This window comes from uncultured Flavobacterium sp. (assembly GCF_951805225.1).
Lineage (GTDB): Bacteria > Bacteroidota > Bacteroidia > Flavobacteriales > Flavobacteriaceae > Flavobacterium.
Genome location: NZ_OX638201.1, coordinates 5,266,284 through 5,289,756 on the forward strand (window position 1 = coordinate 5,266,284; position 23,473 = coordinate 5,289,756).

Sequence of the window (23,473 nt, forward strand, 5' to 3'; positions counted from 1 at the left end):
ATTGACTATTAACCAAAAACCATTACTATATTATGAATGCATTTATGATTTACTTGCCAATTGTCATGGCAATTTTAGGATTACTTTTCATGGGAATAAAAAGGACTTGGGTTTTAAAACAAGATGCCGGAGATGGAAAAATGAAAGAAATTTCAGATTACATCTACGAAGGAGCACTGGCCTTCCTGAAAGCAGAATATAAACTATTAACCATCTTTGTAATTATTGCAAGTATAGCCTTGGCAGGAATTACTTTTATTCCGGGTGTAAAAACGCATTTATTAATTGTAGTAGCATTCATCTTTGGAGCACTTTTTTCAGCTTATGCAGGTAATATAGGTATGAAAATAGCAACCAAAACAAACGTAAGAACAACTCAGGCCGCACGTACAAGTTTGCCACAAGCATTAAAAGTTTCTTTTGGCGGAGGAACCGTAATGGGTTTAGGCGTTGCAGGTTTAGCCGTTTTAGGTTTAACAGCTTTCTTTATAATTTTCTTTAATTTATTTTCTGGCGGAGTTTGGAAAGATACAGAAACAATGACCGTTGTTTTGGAGACATTAGCAGGGTTTTCACTTGGTGCAGAATCAATTGCTTTGTTTGCCAGAGTTGGTGGAGGAATCTACACTAAAGCTGCCGATGTAGGTGCAGATTTAGTAGGTAAAGTTGAAGCCGGAATTCCGGAAGATGATCCACGTAATCCTGCTACAATTGCAGATAACGTTGGAGATAATGTTGGAGACGTTGCCGGAATGGGAGCAGATTTATTTGGGTCGTATGTAGCAACCGTTTTAGCAGCAATGGTTCTTGGGAACTATGTTATAAAAGATATGGGCGGAAGCATTCAGGATGCTTTTGGCGGAATTGGACCAATTTTATTACCAATGTCAATTGCAGGTTTCGGAATTATATTTTCTATTATCGGTACATTATTAGTAAAGATTACTGACGATAATGCTAAAGAAGCACAAGTACAAAAAGCATTAAATATAGGAAACTGGGTTTCAATTGCTTTAACAGCAGTTGCTTGTTACTTTTTAGTACAGCACATGTTACCGGAAACAATGCAAATGACATTTTTTGGTGAAGGATCAAAAGCGATTTCATCTATGCGTGTTTTCTATGCCACTTTAGTTGGATTAGTAGTTGGTGGAGCTATTTCATCAGTAACAGAATATTATACAGGATTAGGTACAAAACCAGTTATGGCAATTGTACAAAAATCATCAACAGGAGCAGGAACAAACGTAATTGCAGGTTTGGCAACAGGAATGATTTCTACGTTTCCAACAGTATTATTGTTTGCAGCAGCAATCTGGATTTCATATGCATTAGCAGGTTTTTACGGAGTAGCTTTAGCGGCATCTGCAATGATGGCAACAACAGCTATGCAACTTGCAATTGATGCTTTTGGACCAATTTCAGACAATGCCGGAGGAATTGCCGAAATGAGTGAATTGCCAAAAGAAGTTCGTACAAGAACAGATATTTTGGATTCAGTTGGAAATACAACTGCAGCAACAGGAAAAGGTTTTGCGATTGCATCTGCAGCGTTAACTTCATTAGCATTATTTGCTGCCTATGTAACTTTTACAGGAATTGACGGAATCAATATTTTTAAAGCGCCAGTTTTAGCCATGTTATTTGTGGGTGGAATGATTCCGGTAGTTTTTTCGGCTTTAGCCATGAATTCTGTTGGAAAAGCTGCGATGGATATGGTTTACGAAGTACGTCGTCAGTTTAAGGAAATTCCGGGAATTATGGAAGGAACCGGAAAACCGGAATACGGAAAATGTGTTGAAATTTCGACAAAAGCTGCTTTACGCGAAATGATGTTGCCAGGAATCCTGACTATTGGTTTTCCAATTGCAATTGTATTATTAGGTAAATTAGTTTACGCAGATAACAATCAGTTAATTGCTGAAATGTTAGGTGGATATATGGCAGGAGTTACCGTATCTGGAGTTCTTTGGGCAGTTTTCCAAAACAATGCGGGAGGAGCTTGGGATAATGCAAAAAAATCTTTTGAAGCAGGAGTTATGATCAATGGCGAAATGACGTATAAAGGTTCTGATGCACACAAAGCTGCAGTAACTGGAGATACAGTTGGGGATCCGTTTAAAGATACATCTGGACCATCAATGAATATCCTGATTAAATTAACTTGTTTGATTGGTTTAGTAGTTGCGCCTATTTTAGGTGATGGACACTCGGCTTCAGGTATGGCAGAAAAAGGCTCATGTTGTGCAAAAACTGAAATGCATGCAGGCGGAGTTTCTAAATGCGGAGACTTGTCAGGTATGACTAAAGAAGAATGCATTAAAGCTTGTAAAGAAAAAGGTTGCACTGCCGAAGAAACAGCAAAATGTTTGGCTCATTATGATGCAAACGGAAAATATGTGAACAACCAGAGAACAGATTGTTTCGACACTACTAAATATAGTAAAAACAGACTTGAAGTTAATTTATCTACGGTTAATGGAGTTACAGTTGGAACAGTTACTAAAACAGTCAACGGTAAAACAACCACTGAAGTTTATGAAGGTACAGAAGCTGAAGTAAAAGCAAAAATTGAAGCAGCGAAATAAAGAATAACTTGATAACTTTGTCAAAGTTTTAAACTTTGACAAAGCTTTAGAAATAAAAAAATGCCTCTAAATTTTTAGAGGCATTTTTTATTTAGAGAGTTTCAATTGGATCAGGTTCTGGAATAGGATAATGTATTTGCTCATATTTTTCAATAAGTGTTACTAAAATATCTAATTCGTGAGCTTCAACTGTATTAGACTTGGCGTCAAAAAGAGTATTTACTCTTTCTAAAGCTAAGGCATAATCTTTTTCTGTTTTTATAGGCTTTATTTCCATATTGTAACCTTTTGCTAAATCTATATATGAATAGATTTAGTAAATATAGGAAATAATTTACAAGAATAAGATTTAGCAAAGCTTTAGAAATAAAAAAATGCCTCTAAATTTTTAGAGGCATTTTTTTATTCGTGTAAATCAATGAAATTCGTGTTTTTAAAACAATCCGTTCAATTCAGCATCAATTCTATTAATGATGTTTCCTAAATCTTCAGGATTATCAACGAAATTAATATTATCAACATCGATAATCAATAATTTTCCTTTAGTATAAGTTTGTACCCAAGCTTCGTATCTTTCGTTCAAACGGCTTAAATAATCGATCGAAATAGAGTTTTCGTAATCACGTCCGCGTTTGTGAATTTGACCCACTAAATTAGGAATAGAGCTTCTTAAGTAAATTAATAAATCAGGTGCTTTAACCAACGATTCCATTAATTCAAACAACGAAGTGTAATTTTCAAAATCACGACTTGTCATTAAACCCATCGAATATAAGTTGGGAGCAAAAATATAAGCATCCTCATAAATCGTTCTGTCCTGAATGATTTTCTTTCCGCTTTCGCGAATTTGCAACACCTGACGGAATCTACTATTCAAGAAGTAAATCTGCAAATTAAACGACCAACGCTCCATTTGGTGGTAGAAATCGTCTAAGTAAGGATTATCAACTACATCTTCATAATGAGGTTCCCATTTAAAGTGTTTCGCCAATAATTTGGTTAAAGTTGTTTTTCCTGCGCCTATATTTCCTGCTATTGCTATGTGCATTACGGTGTTACGATTTTATAATTTGTGATTTCTTTAGATGTAAAAATAGATAAAATTTGGTCTTTGTAACAGAATTTATCAAACGATTTTTCTAAAATTTCAATTTGGTAAACGGCATTCGAATTTGACTTGCTAATATCTTTAAAATACAACAAATTAGCTTTGCTGAAAACATATTGTTTAGAAGAAATAACTTCAAGTTTATCAAAATCAGGGACTTTTCCTAATGCACTAACTTTCCCGAAAATATCGCAGGAAAAAAAGTTGTTTTTTTTATCAATCCAGTAGAAAGTATTAAAATCGGTTTGGTAATATTTTATAGTTTCGGTAAATGGAGTAGAAACTGTTTTGTAATCATTATTTAGATAATCAAAAAGTCCAATCTGTTGATTTAAGACATTGTAAATCCATAACTGATTTTGTGTCGACATTCCAATCGCATTAACAACAATTGGAGTATTGTTTAATGTGAAGTTAATTTCAGTCATTTTATTCAGTTGATTGTCTAATAAAACAACAGTATTGAAATCTTCGTAAAACAGCACTATTTTTAGAGGATTTTGTAAATCGACTTTTGTAATTTCTCCCAAGGAAACATTCTTGTATTCAAAAATCTCTTTTCCTTTGATTTTACTGAATACATTATTTTTTATCTGATAATAATATCCAAAAGAATCATAACCTAAAAAAGCATCAGAATCATTGGTAAAATTTGAGATTAATGTAGCTTTTATAGTTTGATTTTGTGCAGAAACAGCAGAATAAAAACAGGCAGTAAAAAGGAGAAATAAAAAATTAAGTGCCGTTTTATTCATGAGAATTTGATTTATGAAAAGCCAAATTACAAAAAACTAAAGTAGATTTCTATATGAAACCTTTTTTAATTGTAATGGTCTAAAGAATAAGCAGTTTTGTCTATCTTCTGAGAGGATTGATATATTTAACTTTCAGTATTTTAAAATTAATAATACATTTGAAATGTAAGCTTTATCTGGTTTGCAAAATTTAAAATCAAATACAATGAAAAATATAATTTTATATATGTCTTTGATGCTTGTTTTTACACAAGTTCAGGCGCAGAAAGATTTTCAGGGAATGGCTGTTTACGAATCAAAAACACAAGCGCCTAAGTTCGAAGGCATGCGCGGAAATCGTGATATTACACCCGAAATGCAAAAGAATATGGAGGAACGAATGAAAAAAATGCTAGAAAAGACTTTTATTTTGAATTTCAATAAAACAGCTTCCATTTATAAAGAAGAAGAAAAACTGGAAGCTCCCGGACAACAAGGTGGCGGAATGCGTATCATGATGAATTCGTTTATGGGCGGTGGCGGAACTTTTTATAAAGATGTAAAAAGCAAATCATATACGGTCGATAAAGAATTTATGGGAAAAGAGTTTTTGGTCGTAGATTCTTTGCCTAAGCTAAACTGGAAACTAGAGCAGGAAACCAAACAAATTGGAGGATATACTTGTTATAAAGCGACGGCGGTAAAAGAGGCTAGCAAAACTGATTTTAGAAATTTTAGACCAAAGAATAACGACGATAAAAAACCCGAAGAAAAGAAAGACGTAGACAAGAAAACGTCTGGTGAAACTAAAACCAATTTCGAAGATAATTTTGAAATGCCAAAAGAAATTACTGTAACAGCTTGGTATTCGCCAGAAATTCCGATAAATCAAGGTCCTGAAAACTATTGGGGTTTGCCAGGTTTGATTTTAGAAGTCAATGACGGAAAAACAACTATTTTGTGTTCAAAAATTGTTTTGAATGCAAAAGATAAAGTCGCAATAAAACCTTCTAATAAAGGTAAAGTGATTTCGCAAAAAGATTACGATGAAACCGTAATTAAAAAAATGCAGGAATTTAGAGAAATGAACCGTGGACGTGTTGGTGGTCCGCCGCCAATGGGAAGATAAAACGTCTGTTTAATTTATTCTAAGCCTCCATTTAATGAACAAAATATATCTTTTCATCGCCTTTTTAATTACTTCTATCTCCTTTTCTCAAAGTGTTCGTTTTGATGGTTTTATTCAGGATGAACAAAAGAATCCGTTAGAAATGGCCAACATCATGGCTATAAATGTTGCTACAAAAGCAATGGATTCTTATGGAATTACAAATGATAAAGGAAGGTTTCAATTGACTTTGAAACCAAATACTTCTTATACGGTTAAGGTGAGTTACCTTGGAATGAAATCAAAAGAAATTGCTATTTCGACCAAGACCGAAAATATCATTCAAAACATTGTTATGGATGATACCGGAATTGAGCTTGAAGGCGTTGAAATTGTTCGCGAAATGCCTGTTTCGATAAGCGGTGATACAATTGTTTACAACGCAGATTCCTTTAAATCCGGAACGGAGAAAAAACTGGAAGACGTCTTAAAAAAGCTTCCTGGTGTTGAAGTAAATGCTGACGGAGAAATTGAAGTCGAAGGAAAAAAAGTCAGCAAATTAATGGTTGAAGGCAAAGATTTTTTTGATGGAGATACCAAGTTGGGCGTTAAAAATATTCCGGCAGATGCGATTGATAAAATTCAGGTTTTAAGAAATTATAACGAAGTTGGCGCTCTAAAAGGTTTGGAAAATGATCAGGATAATGTTGCAATGAATATTAAACTGAAAGAAGGGAAAAAGAATTTTTGGTTTGGAGATGTAACCGCTGGAATTGGCGTTGCAGAATTGGATAGTCGTTATATTATTAATCCGAAGTTGTTTTATTACAGTCCAAAATACAGCATTAATTTAATTACTAATTTTAATAATATTGGTGAATTGCCTTTGACGGCGCAGGATTATTTTAAGTTTACAGGCGGATTTAAAAATATGATGAAAAAGGGCGGAAGCAATTTTAATGTTTCTTCTAATGATTTAGGAATTTCGGTGTTGAGAAATAATCGTGCAAAAGAAATCGAGACTAAATTTGGAGCAACAAACTTCTCCTATTCGCCAACAAAAACTTGGAATATTAGTGGTTTTGGAATTCTGTCTACTTCAAAAACAGATCTTGAAACCAAATCGCAAACAACAATTTTAGATTCTGGAGATCAACAAAAACGTGATGAATTAACGCATCAAAAAAATAATTTGGGACTTTTTAAATTAAGTTCGACTTATAAACCCAACGATAAATTTCAGTTTGATTATGACATCTTAACCAAATTATCGAAACAAGATGAAGACACAGATTTGTTGCGTGAATCTATTGTGAATAGCGCTTCGACTTTGGAAACTATTTTGACGAGTAAAAAACAGGATCCAACTTCTATAAATCAAAATCTGAGTTTGTATTATACACAAAGTGACAAGAATATTTTTGCTTTTGAAATGCAGCATTTATATCAGGACGAAAATCCGTTTTATAATGCCAATTTAAGAACTCAGCCATTTAATTTATCCGGATATGTGCCAGGACAAAACAGAAATGATTTGAATCAGGATCGATTTGTCAAAACCAATAAATTAGATACTAAACTGGATTACTATTATATGGTAACGCCAAAAAGTAACATCAATATCACTTTAGGAAATACGTATTCATATCAGGATTTTAATTCTCATATTTTCCAAATGTTGGATAACGGAGATAAAAATGATCTGAATGATCCACAAAATAACAATCAGGTTAAGTATAATTTTGATGATGTTTTTCTTGGATTTCATTATAAGATATTAACCGGAAAATTTACATTGACGCCAGGAGTAAGTGTACATTCATACGGAATGAAAAACACACAATTAGGAACTGATTATTCTCAGAATTTTGTGAAAGTTCTGCCTGATTTCTTCGCTTTATATCAAATTAAAAAAGCAGAAACTTTGACGTATAATTTCTCCTTAACGAATGATTTTACAGATATTAATCAATTGGCTTCCGGTTATGTTTTGTCTGATTACAGTAGTTTATTTCGTGGAAATCGTACTTTAGAAAATGCAACGTCACAAGTACATTCCCTGCGTTATTTTAAATATAATATGTTCAATTTTGAGAACATTTTTGCGAACGCAACTTATACTAAGAAAGTAGATGCTATAAAAACTGCAGCAGATTTTACGGGAATAAACCAATCATCAGTACCTTATAATTCTAATTTGGCTGATGAAACCTTTTCAGGAATGGGAAATTATGGGCGTTCTTTCCTTAAGAATTACAAAGCTTCTGTTAATGCAACTCTTAACTGGTCGAAATTTAATAATATTCAGAATAATGTTTTGGCAACTACAGAGAGTTTTAGTCAAAGTTATACCGTAAAAGCTTCAACAAACTATAAAAACCTTCCTAATATTGAGTTTGGATACAACGCTTTGATCAACAAATACAGCGGTTCGACGTATTATACAGACAAACCTTTTGCGAGATTAGATTATTATTTTCTGGATAGTTTTTCGTTTGTTTCTGAATATGAGTTTTACCATTATTACAACGGAAATAAAACAGTTGATAATGAATATGACTTCTTAAATACAAGTTTGGTATACCAAAAAAAGGACAGTAAATGGGAGTATAAAGTTGCAGCAACCAATTTGCTAAATACAAAATATCTCAATGATGACAGCTTCTCGCAGTTTTCTACAAGAGTTTCACAATATACAGTTCAGCCTCGTTATATCATCTTTTCGATGAAATATAATTTATAGTATTTTCGTACAAACTTTACGTTTTAATGGTTGTTTTAGTAAAGAAAGAAATATCTTTGTTTTACTATTAACAAACAAAATCCTAAGCATGCGTAATTTTTTATGGAGTTTCCTGATGTTCTTTTGTTTAATATCTGTTTCATTTTCTCAAACAAAAGGCATTGAAAAAGGATCTTATCTTTCTACAAACAAAGGTCAAAAAATCAGATTAAATCTATTAGACGATAATAAATATGAATTAGTTTTTTATTCAGGCGATTATAAAATAAAAGGCGATTCATTAGTATTTACTCAAACTGCAAAATCCGGAGCTGCATTTGATGTTGCTTTTAAGAATGATAAAAATGCAAAAAAGGTTAAAATTACATTTTTAGAACCTTCTTATTATACCTTTTATATTGGTACACAAAATGGAACTGAGCCAGTTCAATATCAAAAAATAACAGACATTAGAAGTAAAGTAGATCCTGATTGGGTAAAAACTGATTTAGAGTTTGAAATCGATCATGTTGATTATTTGTATTTGGTTTATGAAGATTATCAAGGCGAAAGTAAAATCTCAAAATATGCTTTGCCAAAAGACGCTTCCGAAGCTACAATTAAGTACGAATTGGACGCTTTGGGAGATTTAAATATTTCAGGTTATTTTGATAAAAAGACAAATGAACTGATGATTTCTGAGCAAAGCGGAAAAAATCCAATCGCGTTTGTAAATGCTAAAGATGCTCAACCTGATAAAGTTTCAAAAGTAATTCCTCTCGAAAATAAAACGGTTTCTAGTTTTACATATCCGGGAAAAGATGCGCTTGCAGATAATGGTTTTAGTACAGAAGTATCCGTTGATAGCGCTTACGCTGATGCAGTTGCTACTCCTAAAATTGATTTTAAATTTAAAGTAGAAAATGATTTAAAGAAAGCTATTGCCGCAACTGCAGCATCAAAAAGTAAATTTCTGGTAGTTGCTGTTGATGGTAAAAATCCTTCGGCGAAAGCTGAATTTGATACTTTTATAAAAGATCAGGAAACACAAGTTGGGTACAATATGTATGAAGTTTATGATCCGCAATATGATTTGTTCAATTATTATTTGGCTACAGCCAATGATAAAAAATGGCTCAAAACGAACAAAATTCAGGATAATCCAAGTCTTGCTGTATTAAATGGTGATGGCGTAATTTTGGCGACTTCAAAATCTAAATTGACTGAAAAACAATATCAGTTTAATTATTATGACGGTTTCAGTAAAAAATTAAAAAGAGTAAACGCATTTTATGATTTCAATAAAGTGCTTAATAATAAAAAAGCAACAGATGCTAGTTTGATTTTGGCACTTAATAAGATTGCAAGTCTGGAAATTCCTTATGAGTACGAAACAACTGAAAATGATACTGTTGATTTTAAGTTAACAAAAGTCGTGATAGATCAAAAAACAGTTGACCAAACCTGGAAAAAATTAATTGAAGGACATCAAAAAGATACAAAACCAAATATGTATTTGGTAGAAACAATTTTGAAAGAGATTAAAAATCAAGGGTTTTCAAAACAGTTTCTTAGTGAGGACAGAGTTTTGAATGATACCGATTTTCTGGCTATAGATTATTTGATAAAACAATATGATGCTATTGAAAATGAGCGATTAGCATTTAATAGTATAGAAGGAGAAGTGCATGCGATTGGTAGTTTGAACACAGAAATAACAACTACTTTGCAACAAAATAAATATATTGCCGAAGAAAAAGGTTCAGCTGATGGAAATCAAAGTAAGATAATTTCAGTTTATAAAAAGCTAATCGCCGCGAATAAAGCAAATTATGATTGTTACCAAAATTACTTTACGTATTTAAGCGAAGCAGAGGATAAAGACGGTTCTAATACTACTTATTTAAAAGAGTTCAGTTCTTATTTTAACACTCATTTGACATCAGGAAAAGGAAGTGCGATTGAACAATTAGACGCGATGTATTCTGCTTTAGATAATAGTTCAGACTATCAATATGATGGTTGGAGGACTTTTAAAGAATACCATTCAAATTTGGCTAATTCTACGGCTTGGGCAGTAGTTTTGAAACCACAGAATTCGAATTTCTTAAAATCTGCAATTACTTGGTCAGAGTATAGTTTGGTTGTGTCCAAAAATAATCCTTACTATTTAGATACTTTGGCGCAGTTATATTATAAAGATGATCAAAAGCAAAAAGCGATTGAAACACAAGCTTTGGCTGTAAAATATCTAAACGATACTGTAGAAGAAGAAACAGCAACTGAGATTAAAGAAACGTTGACTAAAATGCAAAACGGAACGTATTAAATATTATAATTTATCAAAAAAAAGAACCCGATAAGATTCAAATTCTTATCGGGTTCTTTTTTTATTTTTTTATGGCAACCATTATTTTTATTCGATAATTGTTGGGAGTTTTTTTATGATTTTCAATTGAGCCATGTGCACTTAAATAAGTCAGTAAAATGGTGTATTTTGAATTTTCAATTTTTTGCTCGATTTCTTTATCGGAATTATAATTGTTATTAAAATCAGAATTAGAATTGATGAAATCGTCTATTTTAAGAGGAATAATATCTTTATTAATTTGTAAATCCTGACCGTAATCTGTCGATTTTGTTTTTATAGAATACACTTTATTTTCTATAGTAATGCAGTTATTACATTCAAAAGAATCAGATTGGTTTGTAGTGAATATGAAATCATAGTCATGAATATTTTCTACTACATTGTCGTTATTTTCATAGTAATAATAATTAAAAGAATCGTTTGCATCGTATTTTCGGTCATATTCGGAGCGATATTTAAAACCTAAACTTTCTACAATTTCGCTTGATCGAGGATCTTTATCTTTTTTGTATAATGCATCTAACTTTTTATCAGCATATGGAAGCATAACTTCAAGTCCATAATTTTCCTTTAAAAAAGTAACAATACTACTTAAATCCTGTTCTTGTTCGAAAGTCATTTTTTTGCTATCTGATTTTTGCATATAAGATTCAAATCGAGATAACTGACTGGTTTTTGAAACGAAATTTGCGCTTTGAGGACCAACGATTGAAAACAATCCGGCGAGACACATACTTATAGGAATGAATTTTATTTTTGGATTCTTTTGAATTAAAAAATACGCCACAACAATAGAAAGCCAAACCGATAATAGTAAAACATAATAACGTTCATGCGTAAATCCGTAAAGATTGATTCGGTATAAAATCGCCCAAAAAAGCAATCCAAGTAACGGAATTAGCAGAAAATAAAACCAACGATTGAAAGTTCGCATCCATAGATTTCCGGTTTCTGTCGCAATAGGATGTACCAATAAAAAAGACAGAATTCCGAAGATAGCAAATACCAAAACAAGATAAGAAACCCAACCTACAGGCAAAGAAAGTGTGACTAATATTTTGGCTTCATAACATATTAAAATCACCAAATAAAGGCTTATTAAAGGTAATAATACAAACTGAGTGAAGTTTTTAAGGCCTTTTGGGTAATTTAAAACCAAAGGAACTTGGTCATTATTGGTTTCCGGAACTCCGTTTAGAAAGAATAATGTATTGAAGATTCCTCCAATAATATAAAAGATATGCTGGTAAATATTATTGTAAAAATCTACGTTGAACAATTTATCAACTGCAAGTATTGCCAAGGCCAAACCACTATATAATACAATACTGTACAAAACGGCTGTTAAGATTCGGAGAAAAAGTCGTTTATTGAATTCCCAAAATTCATCCTGATTGTAAGCTTTTGGTAAGAATCCTGCGAATGAAACGAGTAAATGTAAAGCAATATTAAGTACTAAAAATTGTTGTACTTCTACCTGAGTAATATTTTTATGAAAGTTAAAAACAAAGAGCGCAATTAAACTTCCAAGTGCTAAACTTGTTATAAAACGAATAAGATTATTCTTTTTTGAGGCTATGAAAAATAAGCTAACAGACAGAAATAAAACCAAACATAAAGAACAGCTCATAAAGGCTTTTTGGTAGAGTTCTTTATTTGGATTATTGTATTTTATTTCACTTAGAATAATGGCTAAAATAGTTCCGGAAATAGCGGTTATAATTTCTAACGGAAATCTAAGAATTGTTTTTAGTGTTGCATTTAGAACGTTTTGAAACGAAGGAAGTCTACTCATTTTGGTCAGTTATTTTGTATAAAGTAAAGTGAATTGTAAGAGATATCCAAATAAAATAGTAATGAGAAAAAAATACCGTTGTCATTTTATGGATTAAGCATTTCGGTAATGTTTCAAATATAAAGAAGCCTTTTTTAGCTATAAATTACTAAGTTTGGGTAACTAAATCAAAACGTATGAAAAATAAAATGATGCTTGTTTTGATTGCTTATAGTGGAGTAGTTTTTTCGCAGGCAATTAAAAAACCGTTAGTTTCAGCAATTACAGATAAAGACCTTAAAACCGATATGTATCAGATGGCAGGAGATCATTTTAATGGTCGTGAAGCCGGAACTTTAGATGAATTAAAAGTGTCAATGTGGTTGGCAAATAAAGCCAAAGAAGCCGGAATGTTGCCAGCTGGTGATGACGGAACTTATTTTCAGTTTTTTGATTTGTACAGACATCAGGTAACTCCAAATACAAGATTTAAGATAGGACAAAAAGAATATAAATTGTGGAAAGATGTTCTGGTAGCAGAAACCACAAATATTAAAGTTGATGCGTCATTAATATATTTGGGAGCTGCAACAAAAGAAGAAATTGAAAAAGCAGACATCAAAGGAAAAGCAGTTGTTTTATTAGCTTCTAAAGAAGGAATTGCAGATGATATTTCGCTTTTTGATAGACGTTATCCGGGTCTTGTTCGAAATAAATATTATGATCTTGTTGTAAAAAAAGGTGCGACAGCTTTAATAATGGTTGCAGATAAATTAGCTGAAGAAAGCTGGTCTCAGGTAGAACCGCAAATGACAAGAGGTATTTACGGAATTGAAGGTGTTCGTGATAGAATTGGTTCAACAATGCCGGTTTTTTGGGTACACAATGATCAATTAGAATATCTAAAAACTACTAAAGATTTATTGTCTACAGAAGTAATTTCTGAAACGTATAAATATCCGTCAGTAAATGTAGTTGGAATAGTTCCAGGAACTGACGCTAAATTAAAAAATGAATACGTTCTTTTTAGCGGACATCAGGATCACGATGGAGTAAGACAAAAATACGGTCAGGATTCTATTTATAATGGAGCCGATGATAATGCAAGTACTTGTGTAGCAATGTTGGCAATTGCAAGAGCGTATAAAAAACAACCCGGAAAAAGAACTTCTCTATTTGTATTTCACGGAGCAGAAGAACGCGGATTACTTGGTTCAAGATGGTATGCTTCACATCCAACGGTTCCTGAAAAGGACATTATTGCAGTATTAAACGGAGATATGATTGGTAGAAATAATGTAAACCAAGCGGCGCTTTTAGGTTCTAGTTCTCCTCATGAAAACTCATCTGATTTGGTTGCAATTGCTAAAAAAGCGAATGATGAAGGTCCTAAATTCGATTTGGATAAACTTTGGGACAGACCAGAACATCCGGAGTATTTTTACTTCCGTTCAGATCATTTGCCTTATGCAAGAAAAGGAATTCCATCTGTTTTTTATACCAGTGTTTTGCACAGTCAATATCACACGCCAATGGATGAATCTGAAAATATTGATTTCGTAAAATTGCATAAAATGACCGAATGGATTTACCGTACAGGCTGGATTTTATCTAATGATGCTTCTCGTCCTAAAACATTACCAAATGTACAATTAGAAAGATAAAGTATTTTATAGATTTGTTTTATTTGTATTGAAAAATTAGACGCGGATGAAACGGATTTACTTCGTAAAGACGCGGATGAAAACGGATTTTATTTTATGCTTAAAGTAGAAAATAAACAAAGAAAAAATCCGTTTTCATCCGCGTTTTCGCGATAGCGAATCCGTTTCATCCGCGTTCAAATAAACACACAGATTTCAAAATTCACTAAAAATAAAAGAGGCTGTCTAAATAAATAGACAGCCTCTTTATGTATGTAAATGTTTTCAGATTGAATTACAATCCAAATTCAGCTTTTACTTTGTCTACGAAATCAAGTTTTTCCCAAGTAAATAACTCAACAGTAACAGTTTTTACATGTCCTCCCGGAGCAGAAAAAGTTTTAGTTACAACTTCTGGTTTACGTCCCATGTGTCCGTAAGCAGCAGTTTCGCTGTAGATTGGGTTTCTTAATTTCAAACGTTGCTCGATAAAGTAAGGACGCATATCAAAGATAGCTTCTACTTTTTTAGCGATTTCACCGTTAGTTAAGTTTACTTTAGAAGTTCCGTAAGTATCAATGAAGATTCCCATTGGTTCAGCAACTCCAATTGCGTAAGAAACCTGTACTAAGATTTCGTCAGCAACACCTGCAGCAACTAAGTTTTTAGCGATATGACGTGTAGCATAAGCAGCACTTCTATCTACTTTACTTGGATCTTTTCCAGAGAATGCACCACCACCGTGAGCACCTTTTCCACCGTAAGTATCAACAATGATTTTTCTTCCTGTTAAACCAGTATCTCCGTGAGGTCCTCCAATAACGAATTTTCCTGTTGGGTTAATATGGTAATTGATTTTGTCATTGAATAAATGCGCGTGCTCTGGGTTTTTAGCAATGATTCTTGGAATCAAGATTTCGATGATATCTTTTTTGATTTTAGCCAACATTGTAGCTTCTTCATCAAAATCATCGTGTTGAGTCGAGATTACAATCGCATCAATACGAGTTGGTTTGTTATCGTCGCTATATTCTAAAGTTACTTGCGATTTTGCATCAGGACGTAAATAAGTGATTTCACTATTCTCACGTCTTAAAATTGCAAGTTCTTGTAATAATTTATGAGATAAATCAAGTGCCAATGGCATGTAGTTTTCAGTTTCGTTAGTTGCGTAACCAAACATCATTCCTTGGTCTCCAGCACCTTGCTCTTCTGGCTTAGCTCTGTCAACACCTTGATTAATATCAGCAGATTGTTCGTGAATAGCCGAAAGAATTCCACAAGAATTTGCCTCAAACATATATTCGCTTTTAGTGTATCCAATTTTACGGATTACTTCGCGAGCAATTTGCTGCACATCAAGATAGGTATTCGATTTTACTTCACCTGCTAAAATTACCTGACCTGTAGTAACCAGAGTCTCACAAGCTACTTTTGAATCAGCGTCAAATGCCAAAAAGTTATCAATTAATGCATCCGAAATTTGATCTGCAACTTTGTCTGGATGCCCTTCACTAACAGATTCTGACGTAAATAAATAAGCCATAATAATTTATTAAATTAAAATTAAGTGAGGAAAAAAAATTGCTTAAAAAGGGCTAAAGGAGAATTTCTGCTTTAGCATTTTTTACTACTGAAATCAATCTTTCAGTATTCATAACGAACCGTTTCATTATGAAGAGGTTGCAATCAGTTCAAATTTTTCCTCTGTATTCGGGTGCAAAGGTATAAAACCATTTTGATTTGCAAATTAAACTTCTGTTTTTTTTGTTTTTATAAGTAGAAATTTAACATAACATACTATTTTGATAGGGTAATAGAAATTATTTCTGTTTTTGTTTGGTCGATTAAAAAATAGTTTGCAAATTTGCCCCATCAAATTAATCCAACAAATGAAATTAACAATGTGCAATATGTCTTGTAAGATGCCGGAGCCTTCCGCAGAGACGCTGTTGTAGTTTTTTTTCAAAAAAATATATATAGAACCTCTGCTAAACAGCAGGGGTTTTTTTATTTCAAAAAAGAACCAAATTGTAAATCATTTTTAACCCAAAGTAATAATAAATACCAAAAAGAAGTAATGAAAAAAAATCTAGTAATAGCTTTAGGTCTTTTGACATTTTCAGGCATTTATGCACAGGAAAATAAAAAAGAACAAGACAGCTTAAAGAATAATGAATTGTCTGAAGTGACAATAGTTGGGTCAAGAAGTAAAAACAGAGTAAAAACAGATGTGCCGGTTCCGGTTGATGTTTTTAATATTTCTGAAATAACAAAAGGCTCGCCACAAACCAGTGTGACTCAGATTTTAAATTATGTTGCGCCATCGTTTACCAGTAATGCAACTTCTACCGCAGACGCAACAGATCACGTAGATCCGGCGCAATTAAGAGGTTTGGGACCAGATCAGGTTTTGATTTTGGTAAATGGTAAACGCAGACATACAAGTGCATTGGTAAATATTAATGGTTCTCCGGGAAGAGGTTCTGTTGGAACAGATTTAAATGCAATTCCATCATTTTCAATCGAAAGAATCGAAGTTTTGCGTGATGGAGCAGCTGCACAATATGGTTCAGATGCAATTGCGGGAGTTATTAATATTGTATTGAAAAAGAATGCCAATTTTATTTCGGGAGGTATTCAATACGGAACTAATTTATCTTCCGGATCTAATAATTTTAAAGGTGGAGCCGATGGTCAAACCCTTCAAGCAGATTTGAACTACGGAACTTCTTTGGGTAAAGCAGGAAGTTTCCTGAACATTACTGCCAGCGCTGTAACCAGACAAGCCACAAGCAGAGCGGGAATTAGAAGTAATGGAATTTTTAATGCTTACAATGCTGTCGAAAACAGAGCTGCTCAGGATGGAGTTCAAATAAATTCTTTGTTCAGTAATATTAATAATACGGCAAATTCGGCACAAATTCTTAGTTCGTTAAAACAATATGCGCCACAAGTAAGTTATTTTACAACGGCACAACAAACTGCAATTTCTTCGGCTACAACTATTGCTCAAATGCAAACAGCTTTGAATTTTGATGCAACCAATAATGAATTGGCGTACAGAGGTCAGCAAAGAAGTGATTATAATATGAGTGTTGGTCAGTCAGAATTGGCTTCGGGACAAGCTTATTATAATGCAAAATATCCGCTAAGCGATATTACATCTTTATATTCTTTTGGTGGAGTATCTTATAGAAACGGAAAGTCATATGCTTTTAACAGATTGCCAAATGGTTCCGGAACTTTCACGCAAGTGTATTCAAATGGTTTTTTACCGGAAATAGAATCTGATATTCTGGATGCTTCTGCAGCAGTTGGAGTTACAACTCAGTTGTTTGGTTTTGATACAGATTTAAGTACAAACTTAGGAACAAACTCTTTTAAATATGATGTAAACAATACTATTAATGCAACTTTAGGAACAAATTCGCCAACAAGTTTTGATGCTGGTAAAGTTTCATTTTTACAAAGTACAACCAATTTAGACTTCAGTAAAAAATATGATGTTTTAGAAGGATTGAACGTTGCTTTTGGTGGAGAATTCAGATATGAAAATTATCAAATTAAAGCAGGAGAAGAAGCTTCTTATGGATTGTATGATATTAATGGAAATTTAGTTTCGGGAATTTTGCCAAGTAATTCACCATTAATTGTTACAGACTTTTTTGGAAATAAACGTGGAGCCGGAGCACAAGGTTTCTCAGGATTTCAACCATCTGATGCTAAAGAAAAAGACAGAAAAAGTGGTGCGGCTTATATTGATTTAGAATTAAATGCTACAGAAAAATGGCTTTTAAACGGAGCTGCACGTTATGAGAATTATTCTGATTTTGGAAGTACAGTTACCTTTAAATTAGCTTCTCTTTTGAAAATAACAGATAATATCAATTGGAGAATTTCAGGACAAACTGGTTTTAGAGCGCCATCATTACAACAAAAATATTTTGAAAGCAGTTCTACACAATTCATAAACGGTTCGCCTTATCAAGTAGGATATTTTACAAATGATTCACAGGCTGCAAAAAGTATTGGAGTTGAAAACCTGAAACCTGAAAAATCGAAAAGTATAAGTACGGGATTTACATTCAAAATTCCTGAAGCAAATATTACAATTGCAACAGATGCTTATTTTACAAGAATAGACGACAGAGTGGTTTTAACAGGACAATATGCAAGACCAACAACTGCGCAAATAGATGCGGCAACAACGCCGGCACAAAAAGAAGCGTTGACATTGTTTCAACAGGCATTTGATTTAAAAGGTGTAGAAAGAGCTTCGTTCTGGACAAATGGAATCAACTCTGAAACTAAAGGTATTGATGTTGTGATTTCTCAGAAATATGATGTTATTCCTGATTTCGTTATTCGAAATGATCTTGCTTTAAGTTATAATGAAACAAAAAGAGTAGGAGATTTAAATGTTCCTCAATCTATTATTGATGCAGGAGGAGAACCTTATAAATATTCATTTTTTCCGGAATCAAGCAGAATTTATTTAGAAGAAGCAATTCCGAAATTGAAAGCGAACTTAATGACGACTTTCAGTATCAAAAAACTGGATATCTATTTAAGAAACAGTTATTTCGGAAAAGTTACAGATCCTGGAGCAACAGATGTAAACTTAGACGGATCAGCTTCGGTTTACGAACATCCTGTTTATAGCGCAAAAATTGTAACAGATTTATCACTAGGATATCAAATCAATGAAAAATTCAGATTTACAGTTGGGTTTAATAATATAGGAGATGTTTATCCTGATAGAAATAATCCTGCAACTCCTGCATTTACAAATACAACTCCAACACTGTCTCCTGCGCCAAGTGCGGATTTAACAAACGCAAATCAGTTTGCTTATTCAAGAGCAGTATCACAATTTGGATTAAACGGAAGATTTGGTTTTGCGAGACTAAGTTTTAAATTCTAAAAATATAAAATTGGCCACAGATTAAACGGATCGAATAGATGTGCACAGATTTTTTTAATCCTTTATCTGTGGCTAAATTTTTCAAAGAGATTTAAAAGATTTTGTAGAGTATAATGTCAAGCTAAACAAGAAAAATTAAAAATCTGCGCAAATCGGTTTAATCCGCGAGATCCGTTGGCTAAAATTTTTTAAAGAAAAACATCAGTGTTTATAAGGCTTCTGAAAAATTTAATGTTAAATATCAATTTTTGATTTGGTAGTTCTAAAAATAGTTTCTATATTTACTCTATCAAATTAGTCGAGTTTAAAAAAGAGAATTAATTTAAATAAAATGAAAATGAAAACAATAGCGAATAATATGATTATATGTTGTGAGATGATGCAAATGTGCATCCCAATTCGTTGTTGCCAAAAGTGAAAGAGTAAATCTTTGTTATAGTTAGAACTATAAGCCCTTTTGGTAGCCATCCGAAAGGGCTTTTTTTTTTCAACACTTTTAAAATTTCAAATTATGAGAACATTAAATTCAATTGCAGTAGAATATTTATTGAGAAACGATTCTCAAAACAACAATAATAAATCTGAAGATGTATCAAGAGAAGTTATAAGACTAAATGTAGAACAAGACATAAAAAGTCAAAAATCATTATTGCTTCTGATGTATAGTCTGGAAGAAGAAGGAGAAGATTTTTTTATACAATAAGTCAATTTCAAAGAAACAATTTCAATAACAATATATAATAGTATTAACAATACCTAAAAAACTAAGATCATGAGCACACAAAAATTCGCAACAAACGCACTACACGCAGGACACGATGTTACTAAAAATGCAGGAACAAGAGCAGTGCCTATTTATCAGACATCATCATATGTATTTAATAATTCAGATCACGCTGCCAATTTATTTGGTCTTGCCGAAGCCGGATTTATCTACACTAGATTAAATAATCCAACAAACGATGTTTTAGAACAACGTCTTGCAGCGCTTGAAGGCGGAATTGGAGCTGTAGTTACGGCATCTGGAGCATCGGCAATTTCTACAGCATTTTTGACTTTGCTAAAAGCGGGAGATCATATCGTGGCTTCAAATAGTTTGTACGGCGGAACTTATAATTTGCTGAATGTAACTTTGCCACGTTTAGGAATCACAACGACTTTTGTAGATCCGTCTAAACCGGAAAACTTTACAAAAGCGGCTAAAGAAAATACTAGAGCATTCTTTGTAGAATCTTTAGGAAATCCAAAATTAGATGTATTAGATCTGAAAGGAATTTCGGCGGAAGCCAAAAACTTTAAAGTTCCTTTTATTGTAGACAATACGGTTGCTACTCCTTATTTATTGAATCCAATTGAGTACGGAGCAGATATTGTGATTCACTCTTTAACTAAATATATTTCAGGAAACGGAACTTCATTAGGAGGCGCTATTATTGACGCCGGAAAATTTGATTGGTCAAACGGAAAATTTCCTGAATTCACAGAACCTTCTGCAGGATATCACGGATTAGTTTATCACGAAGCCTTGGGAAATGCCGCTTTCATAGCAAAAGCGAGAATCGAAGGATTGCGTGATTTTGGTGCAGCTTTGAGTCCGTTTAATGCTTTTCAAATTATTCAGGGATTAGAAACTTTACCAATCCGAATTAAAAAACATAGCGAAAATGCTTTGGCTTTAGCCTCTTGGTTAGAGAAACAAGATGAGGTAGTTTGGGTAAATTATCCAGGTTTAAAAAACAATAAATATTATGATCTGGCGCAGCAATATTTACCAAAAGGACAAAGTGGAGTAATCACTTTTGGACTTAAAGGTGGTTTTGAAGCCGCTAAAAAAGTAGTTGATGAAACAAAATTGTTTTCGCTTTTGGCCAATATTGGTGATACAAAATCATTAATTATTCATCCGGCAAGTACAACACATCAACAATTGTCAGACGAAGATCAATTAGAAACAGGAGTTTCAAAAGATTTAATCCGACTTTCTGTTGGAATTGAAGATATCGAGGATTTAATAGCTGATTTGCAAACCGTTTTCGCAAGCGTGACAGAATCGCAATACAGCATTAATAAAAATTAGGTTTTTTTGTTTTTTGTTTGAAAAATTGCCTTTAGTAGTGTGAGTTCTACTAGAGGTGATTTTTTATAAAGAATAAATCAATATAAAAGTTTATTCACCATATAAGTGATATAAGTTCATTTTAGTAGGCGCACAGAAATGCGTCTAAATCATAAACGTTGATAATATAAATGAACTTAAATCACTTATATGGTTTAATTAACCCCAATAAATTAAAAATTATGTCAAAGCTTAAAATAAATATCATCCTTTTTGGAATTGGAAATATCGGAAGTACTTTGATCAATCAAATTATAGAAAGTCAGGAGTTTTTTCTCGAAAGTAAAAATGTAGACTTTCATTTTCCGATTATCACAAATTCAACAGTAGCTTTTTTCGAGAAAGAAGGCGTTGGATATGCATGGGAGACCAATTTTCTGGAATTGGCCGTTCCTTTTAAAGTGCAGGATATTATTGCATTTGCCAAAGAAAATGAATTTGAGAATCTAATCGCGGTTGATGCAACTGCAAGTGACGAACTTATTCATCATTATAATACGTTGATCGAAAACGGATTTAATATTGTGGCGGTAAATAAAAAAGCCAATACATTGCCAATCGATTTATACAAAGAGATTAGGGCGAATCTTAAAAAGTATGACAAAGAATTTTTGTATGAAACATCGGTTGATACCGGTTTTCCTGTTTTACAAACCTTAAGAGATTTGTATTATTCGGGAGAGAAAATTACAAAGATTCGCGGTGTTTTTTCGGATAATCTGAGTTATGTCTTTAACCGATTTTCTACAGAAGAAGCTACTTTTTCTTCGCTTTTAAAAGACGCGAGTTTACTCGGATTAATGCGATCGACTTTTAAAGAAGATTTATCCGGAAATGATACAGCCAGAAAACTACTGATTTTGACGAGAGAAATCGGGAAGGATTTTGATTTATCAGATATAAAAATCGATTCTTTGCTTAGAGAAGAACATTTAGAAAAAAATGGCATTCTTAATAAAGAGGCAGTTGATAAATCATTCAAAATTGCAAAAATAACACAAGCGGATAATCATGTATTAAGATATGTAGGAGAATTCGATGTAGAAAAAAATACATTAGAAGTTAAATTAATTTCAGAACCTGTTACGTCAGCAATTGGTCAGCTAAAAGGATCTGATACCATTTTCGAAATTTATACCCAATCTTATGCAGATGTTCCAATCGTAATTCAAAGTGCATCGGCATGCAAACAAGCTATTTCAAGAGGAGTAATTACTGACATTTTGAAAGTGGCTGAAAAAATTAAAAATAAAGAAGCAGTTTGGTTGTAAGTGGCTTTTAATAGTAGTTAGTTGTTCTTTGATATTTTGAAACAGGAAAATTTGTAACGTATTTTTTGTAGGTTTTAACGTTCATTTTAACAAAAGGCAATTTTGTAAGATGTTTTTTAACGTTAAAATGATGTTTTTTAACGTTTTTTAAGATTAATTTGTTGATCCTCACTTGCGTAATTGAAAAAATATTCGCACATTTGTAATACCTCAAAAACACCAAGAAGATAAATTTAGTTTTCTAAATTATAGTAATGTTGATCGAATAAAACCGTTGATAAATTTTATATCTTATTGATTTTGAAGAGAAAAAATAAGTAAAAATAATTCGGCAGTTTCGAGAAGCTTTTAAAGACAAACAAATGCAAGATTTTTTTAAAATAGCAAGTAAATCAAAGATGAATAAATCCCTACAGATGAACAAGATGTTTAACGTCGCACGTATTTGTGTATGCGTCTGTTGATACTAAAAGTATATATAAGTTGTAAAAAACTTAAACCCTTTTGGTATTAAAAATCCAAAAGGGTTTTTTTATTCCATTTGGTTACCATAACAAAGAATTAAATAAATAGTAAAGATTAAAATACGCAAACTAACTTAAACTTAAATATCATGAGCACAATAAACTACTTAAGAAAAAAACTTTTCAGAAGCAAAATCGAAAGAAATAATCCACCGCCGGTAAACGAGTTAATCCACCCAAGTTTTGGAATAACTGAAACAGATAAAAAAGCGGAGACAAAAGCACCAAATTCATTATTGTTTTTGATGTATTCAAAAGAAAATGAAACTCTTTTCATCTAACTTGAAAAGCACTCATAAATTAAGGTAATACCTGCTTAATTTTACTGAGCAAATTGTTCGGTAATTTTTTGCGTATAATAGTTTTTGGTTGAATTATCTTTAAGAAATTGCAGAATCAGTTTCGATAAAATTTGTTAGTTTAAGAAATAAGTAGTTAATTTGCACCTTTAAGTTCAAAAACGTATTGAAATGTTATAAAGAAAGGACGAGGGATTAGACCCGATGAATCCTTAGCAACCCTTCGTTAAATCGAAGAAGGTGCTGCATTCTACCACGCCCAAACGTGGAAAGATAACAACAAGAATT

15 protein-coding genes and 1 riboswitch are annotated in these 23,473 nt (G+C 32.6%); of the genes, 10 read left to right on the forward strand and 5 right to left on the reverse strand.

The window, feature by feature from the left end; translation table 11 throughout:
• The first annotated feature begins 32 nt into the window (after positions 1 to 32).
• Positions 33 to 2,588: a sodium-translocating pyrophosphatase gene (locus WN975_RS22005; protein ID WP_337968357.1), complete on the forward strand. Its 2,556-nt coding sequence runs from the start codon at positions 33 to 35 to the stop codon at positions 2,586 to 2,588.
• 91 nt (positions 2,589 to 2,679) lie between these two features.
• On the opposite strand, the gene WN975_RS22010 is transcribed toward WN975_RS22005, so the two are convergent.
• The 3 genes from WN975_RS22010 to WN975_RS22020 all read right to left on the reverse strand — a co-directional run bounded on the left by WN975_RS22010 (position 2,680) and on the right by WN975_RS22020 (position 4,451).
• Positions 2,680 to 2,865 (reverse strand): hypothetical protein, encoded by a 186-nt coding sequence (locus WN975_RS22010; protein ID WP_337968358.1) that lies wholly within the window; start codon positions 2,863 to 2,865, stop codon positions 2,680 to 2,682.
• A 156-nt stretch (positions 2,866 to 3,021) separates the two neighbouring features.
• On the reverse strand, positions 3,022 to 3,636 hold the full coding sequence (locus WN975_RS22015; protein WP_041516522.1) for a deoxynucleoside kinase: 615 nt from the start codon (positions 3,634 to 3,636) through the stop codon (positions 3,022 to 3,024).
• Positions 3,636 to 4,451 (reverse strand): hypothetical protein, encoded by an 816-nt coding sequence (locus WN975_RS22020; protein ID WP_337968359.1) that lies wholly within the window; start codon positions 4,449 to 4,451, stop codon positions 3,636 to 3,638. The genes WN975_RS22015 and WN975_RS22020 overlap by 1 nt, the downstream gene beginning before the upstream one ends.
• Before the next feature lie 205 nt (positions 4,452 to 4,656).
• Here WN975_RS22020 and WN975_RS22025 point away from each other — a divergent pair, with 205 nt between their 5' ends.
• The 3 genes from WN975_RS22025 (at position 4,657) to WN975_RS22035 (ending at position 10,589) form a co-directional block, all read left to right on the forward strand.
• The gene (locus WN975_RS22025) at positions 4,657 to 5,559 is read left to right on the forward strand and encodes a GLPGLI family protein (protein WP_337968360.1); all 903 of its coding nucleotides are present in this window, start codon (positions 4,657 to 4,659) and stop codon (positions 5,557 to 5,559) included.
• A 34-nt stretch (positions 5,560 to 5,593) separates the two neighbouring features.
• The gene (locus WN975_RS22030; RefSeq protein ID WP_337968361.1) at positions 5,594 to 8,281 is read left to right on the forward strand and encodes a carboxypeptidase-like regulatory domain-containing protein; all 2,688 of its coding nucleotides are present in this window, start codon (positions 5,594 to 5,596) and stop codon (positions 8,279 to 8,281) included.
• A gap of 88 nt (positions 8,282 to 8,369) precedes the next feature.
• Entirely contained in the window at positions 8,370 to 10,589 is a 2,220-nt protein-coding gene (locus WN975_RS22035; RefSeq protein ID WP_337968362.1) for a hypothetical protein, read from the forward strand.
• Positions 10,590 to 10,650: 61 nt separating this feature from the next.
• Here WN975_RS22035 and WN975_RS22040 read toward each other — a convergent pair whose 3' ends face one another.
• Positions 10,651 to 12,426, reverse strand: coding sequence for a DUF4153 domain-containing protein (locus tag WN975_RS22040; protein ID WP_337968363.1), 1,776 nt, complete (start codon positions 12,424 to 12,426; stop codon positions 10,651 to 10,653).
• A 176-nt stretch (positions 12,427 to 12,602) separates the two neighbouring features.
• Here WN975_RS22040 and WN975_RS22045 point away from each other — a divergent pair, with 176 nt between their 5' ends.
• Complete coding sequence (locus WN975_RS22045; RefSeq protein WP_337968364.1) at positions 12,603 to 14,069, forward strand: M28 family peptidase; 1,467 nt, start codon at positions 12,603 to 12,605, stop codon at positions 14,067 to 14,069.
• A gap of 274 nt (positions 14,070 to 14,343) precedes the next feature.
• On the opposite strand, the gene metK is transcribed toward WN975_RS22045, so the two are convergent.
• Positions 14,344 to 15,594: a methionine adenosyltransferase gene (gene metK, locus WN975_RS22050; RefSeq protein WP_337968365.1), complete on the reverse strand. Its 1,251-nt coding sequence runs from the start codon at positions 15,592 to 15,594 to the stop codon at positions 14,344 to 14,346.
• A gap of 534 nt (positions 15,595 to 16,128) precedes the next feature.
• Between metK and WN975_RS22055 the strand changes: the two genes are divergently transcribed.
• The 5 genes from WN975_RS22055 (at position 16,129) to WN975_RS22075 (ending at position 23,167) form a co-directional block, all read left to right on the forward strand.
• Positions 16,129 to 18,975 (forward strand): TonB-dependent receptor, encoded by a 2,847-nt coding sequence (locus WN975_RS22055; RefSeq protein WP_337968366.1) that lies wholly within the window; start codon positions 16,129 to 16,131, stop codon positions 18,973 to 18,975.
• 511 nt (positions 18,976 to 19,486) lie between these two features.
• A complete protein-coding gene (locus WN975_RS22060; protein ID WP_121327144.1) occupies positions 19,487 to 19,678 on the forward strand; it encodes a hypothetical protein in 192 nt (63 codons plus the stop codon).
• 69 nt (positions 19,679 to 19,747) lie between these two features.
• A complete protein-coding gene (locus WN975_RS22065; RefSeq protein ID WP_337968367.1) occupies positions 19,748 to 21,052 on the forward strand; it encodes an O-acetylhomoserine aminocarboxypropyltransferase/cysteine synthase in 1,305 nt (434 codons plus the stop codon).
• Between the two features lie 221 nt (positions 21,053 to 21,273).
• Complete coding sequence (locus tag WN975_RS22070; RefSeq protein ID WP_337968368.1) at positions 21,274 to 22,362, forward strand: aspartate kinase; 1,089 nt, start codon at positions 21,274 to 21,276, stop codon at positions 22,360 to 22,362.
• A 613-nt stretch (positions 22,363 to 22,975) separates the two neighbouring features.
• Entirely contained in the window at positions 22,976 to 23,167 is a 192-nt protein-coding gene (locus WN975_RS22075; RefSeq protein ID WP_099710595.1) for a hypothetical protein, read from the forward strand.
• Between the two features lie 189 nt (positions 23,168 to 23,356).
• A riboswitch (SAM riboswitch) is annotated at positions 23,357 to 23,465 on the forward strand.
• The last annotated feature ends 8 nt before the right edge of the window (positions 23,466 to 23,473 follow it).

Bases quoted from the DNA above. Each gene is read 5' to 3' on its own strand.
- WN975_RS22020 (WP_337968359.1), bottom strand. From the start codon at position 4,451: ATGAATAAAACGGCACTTAATTTTTTATTTCTCCTTTTTACTGCCTGT.
- WN975_RS22015 (WP_041516522.1), bottom strand. From the start codon at position 3,636: ATGCACATAGCAATAGCAGGAAATATAGGCGCAGGAAAAACAACTTTA.
- WN975_RS22070 (WP_337968368.1), top strand. From the start codon at position 21,274: ATGTCAAAGCTTAAAATAAATATCATCCTTTTTGGAATTGGAAATATC.
- WN975_RS22060 (WP_121327144.1), top strand. From the start codon at position 19,487: ATGAGAACATTAAATTCAATTGCAGTAGAATATTTATTGAGAAACGAT.
- WN975_RS22010 (WP_337968358.1), bottom strand. From the start codon at position 2,865: ATGGAAATAAAGCCTATAAAAACAGAAAAAGATTATGCCTTAGCTTTA.
- WN975_RS22030 (WP_337968361.1), top strand. From the start codon at position 5,594: ATGAACAAAATATATCTTTTCATCGCCTTTTTAATTACTTCTATCTCC.
- metK (WP_337968365.1), bottom strand. From the start codon at position 15,594: ATGGCTTATTTATTTACGTCAGAATCTGTTAGTGAAGGGCATCCAGAC.
- WN975_RS22040 (WP_337968363.1), bottom strand. From the start codon at position 12,426: ATGAGTAGACTTCCTTCGTTTCAAAACGTTCTAAATGCAACACTAAAA.
- WN975_RS22055 (WP_337968366.1), top strand. From the start codon at position 16,129: ATGAAAAAAAATCTAGTAATAGCTTTAGGTCTTTTGACATTTTCAGGC.
- WN975_RS22045 (WP_337968364.1), top strand. From the start codon at position 12,603: ATGAAAAATAAAATGATGCTTGTTTTGATTGCTTATAGTGGAGTAGTT.
- WN975_RS22065 (WP_337968367.1), top strand. From the start codon at position 19,748: ATGAGCACACAAAAATTCGCAACAAACGCACTACACGCAGGACACGAT.
- WN975_RS22025 (WP_337968360.1), top strand. From the start codon at position 4,657: ATGAAAAATATAATTTTATATATGTCTTTGATGCTTGTTTTTACACAA.
- WN975_RS22075 (WP_099710595.1), top strand. From the start codon at position 22,976: ATGAGCACAATAAACTACTTAAGAAAAAAACTTTTCAGAAGCAAAATC.
- WN975_RS22005 (WP_337968357.1), top strand. From the start codon at position 33: ATGAATGCATTTATGATTTACTTGCCAATTGTCATGGCAATTTTAGGA.
- WN975_RS22035 (WP_337968362.1), top strand. From the start codon at position 8,370: ATGCGTAATTTTTTATGGAGTTTCCTGATGTTCTTTTGTTTAATATCT.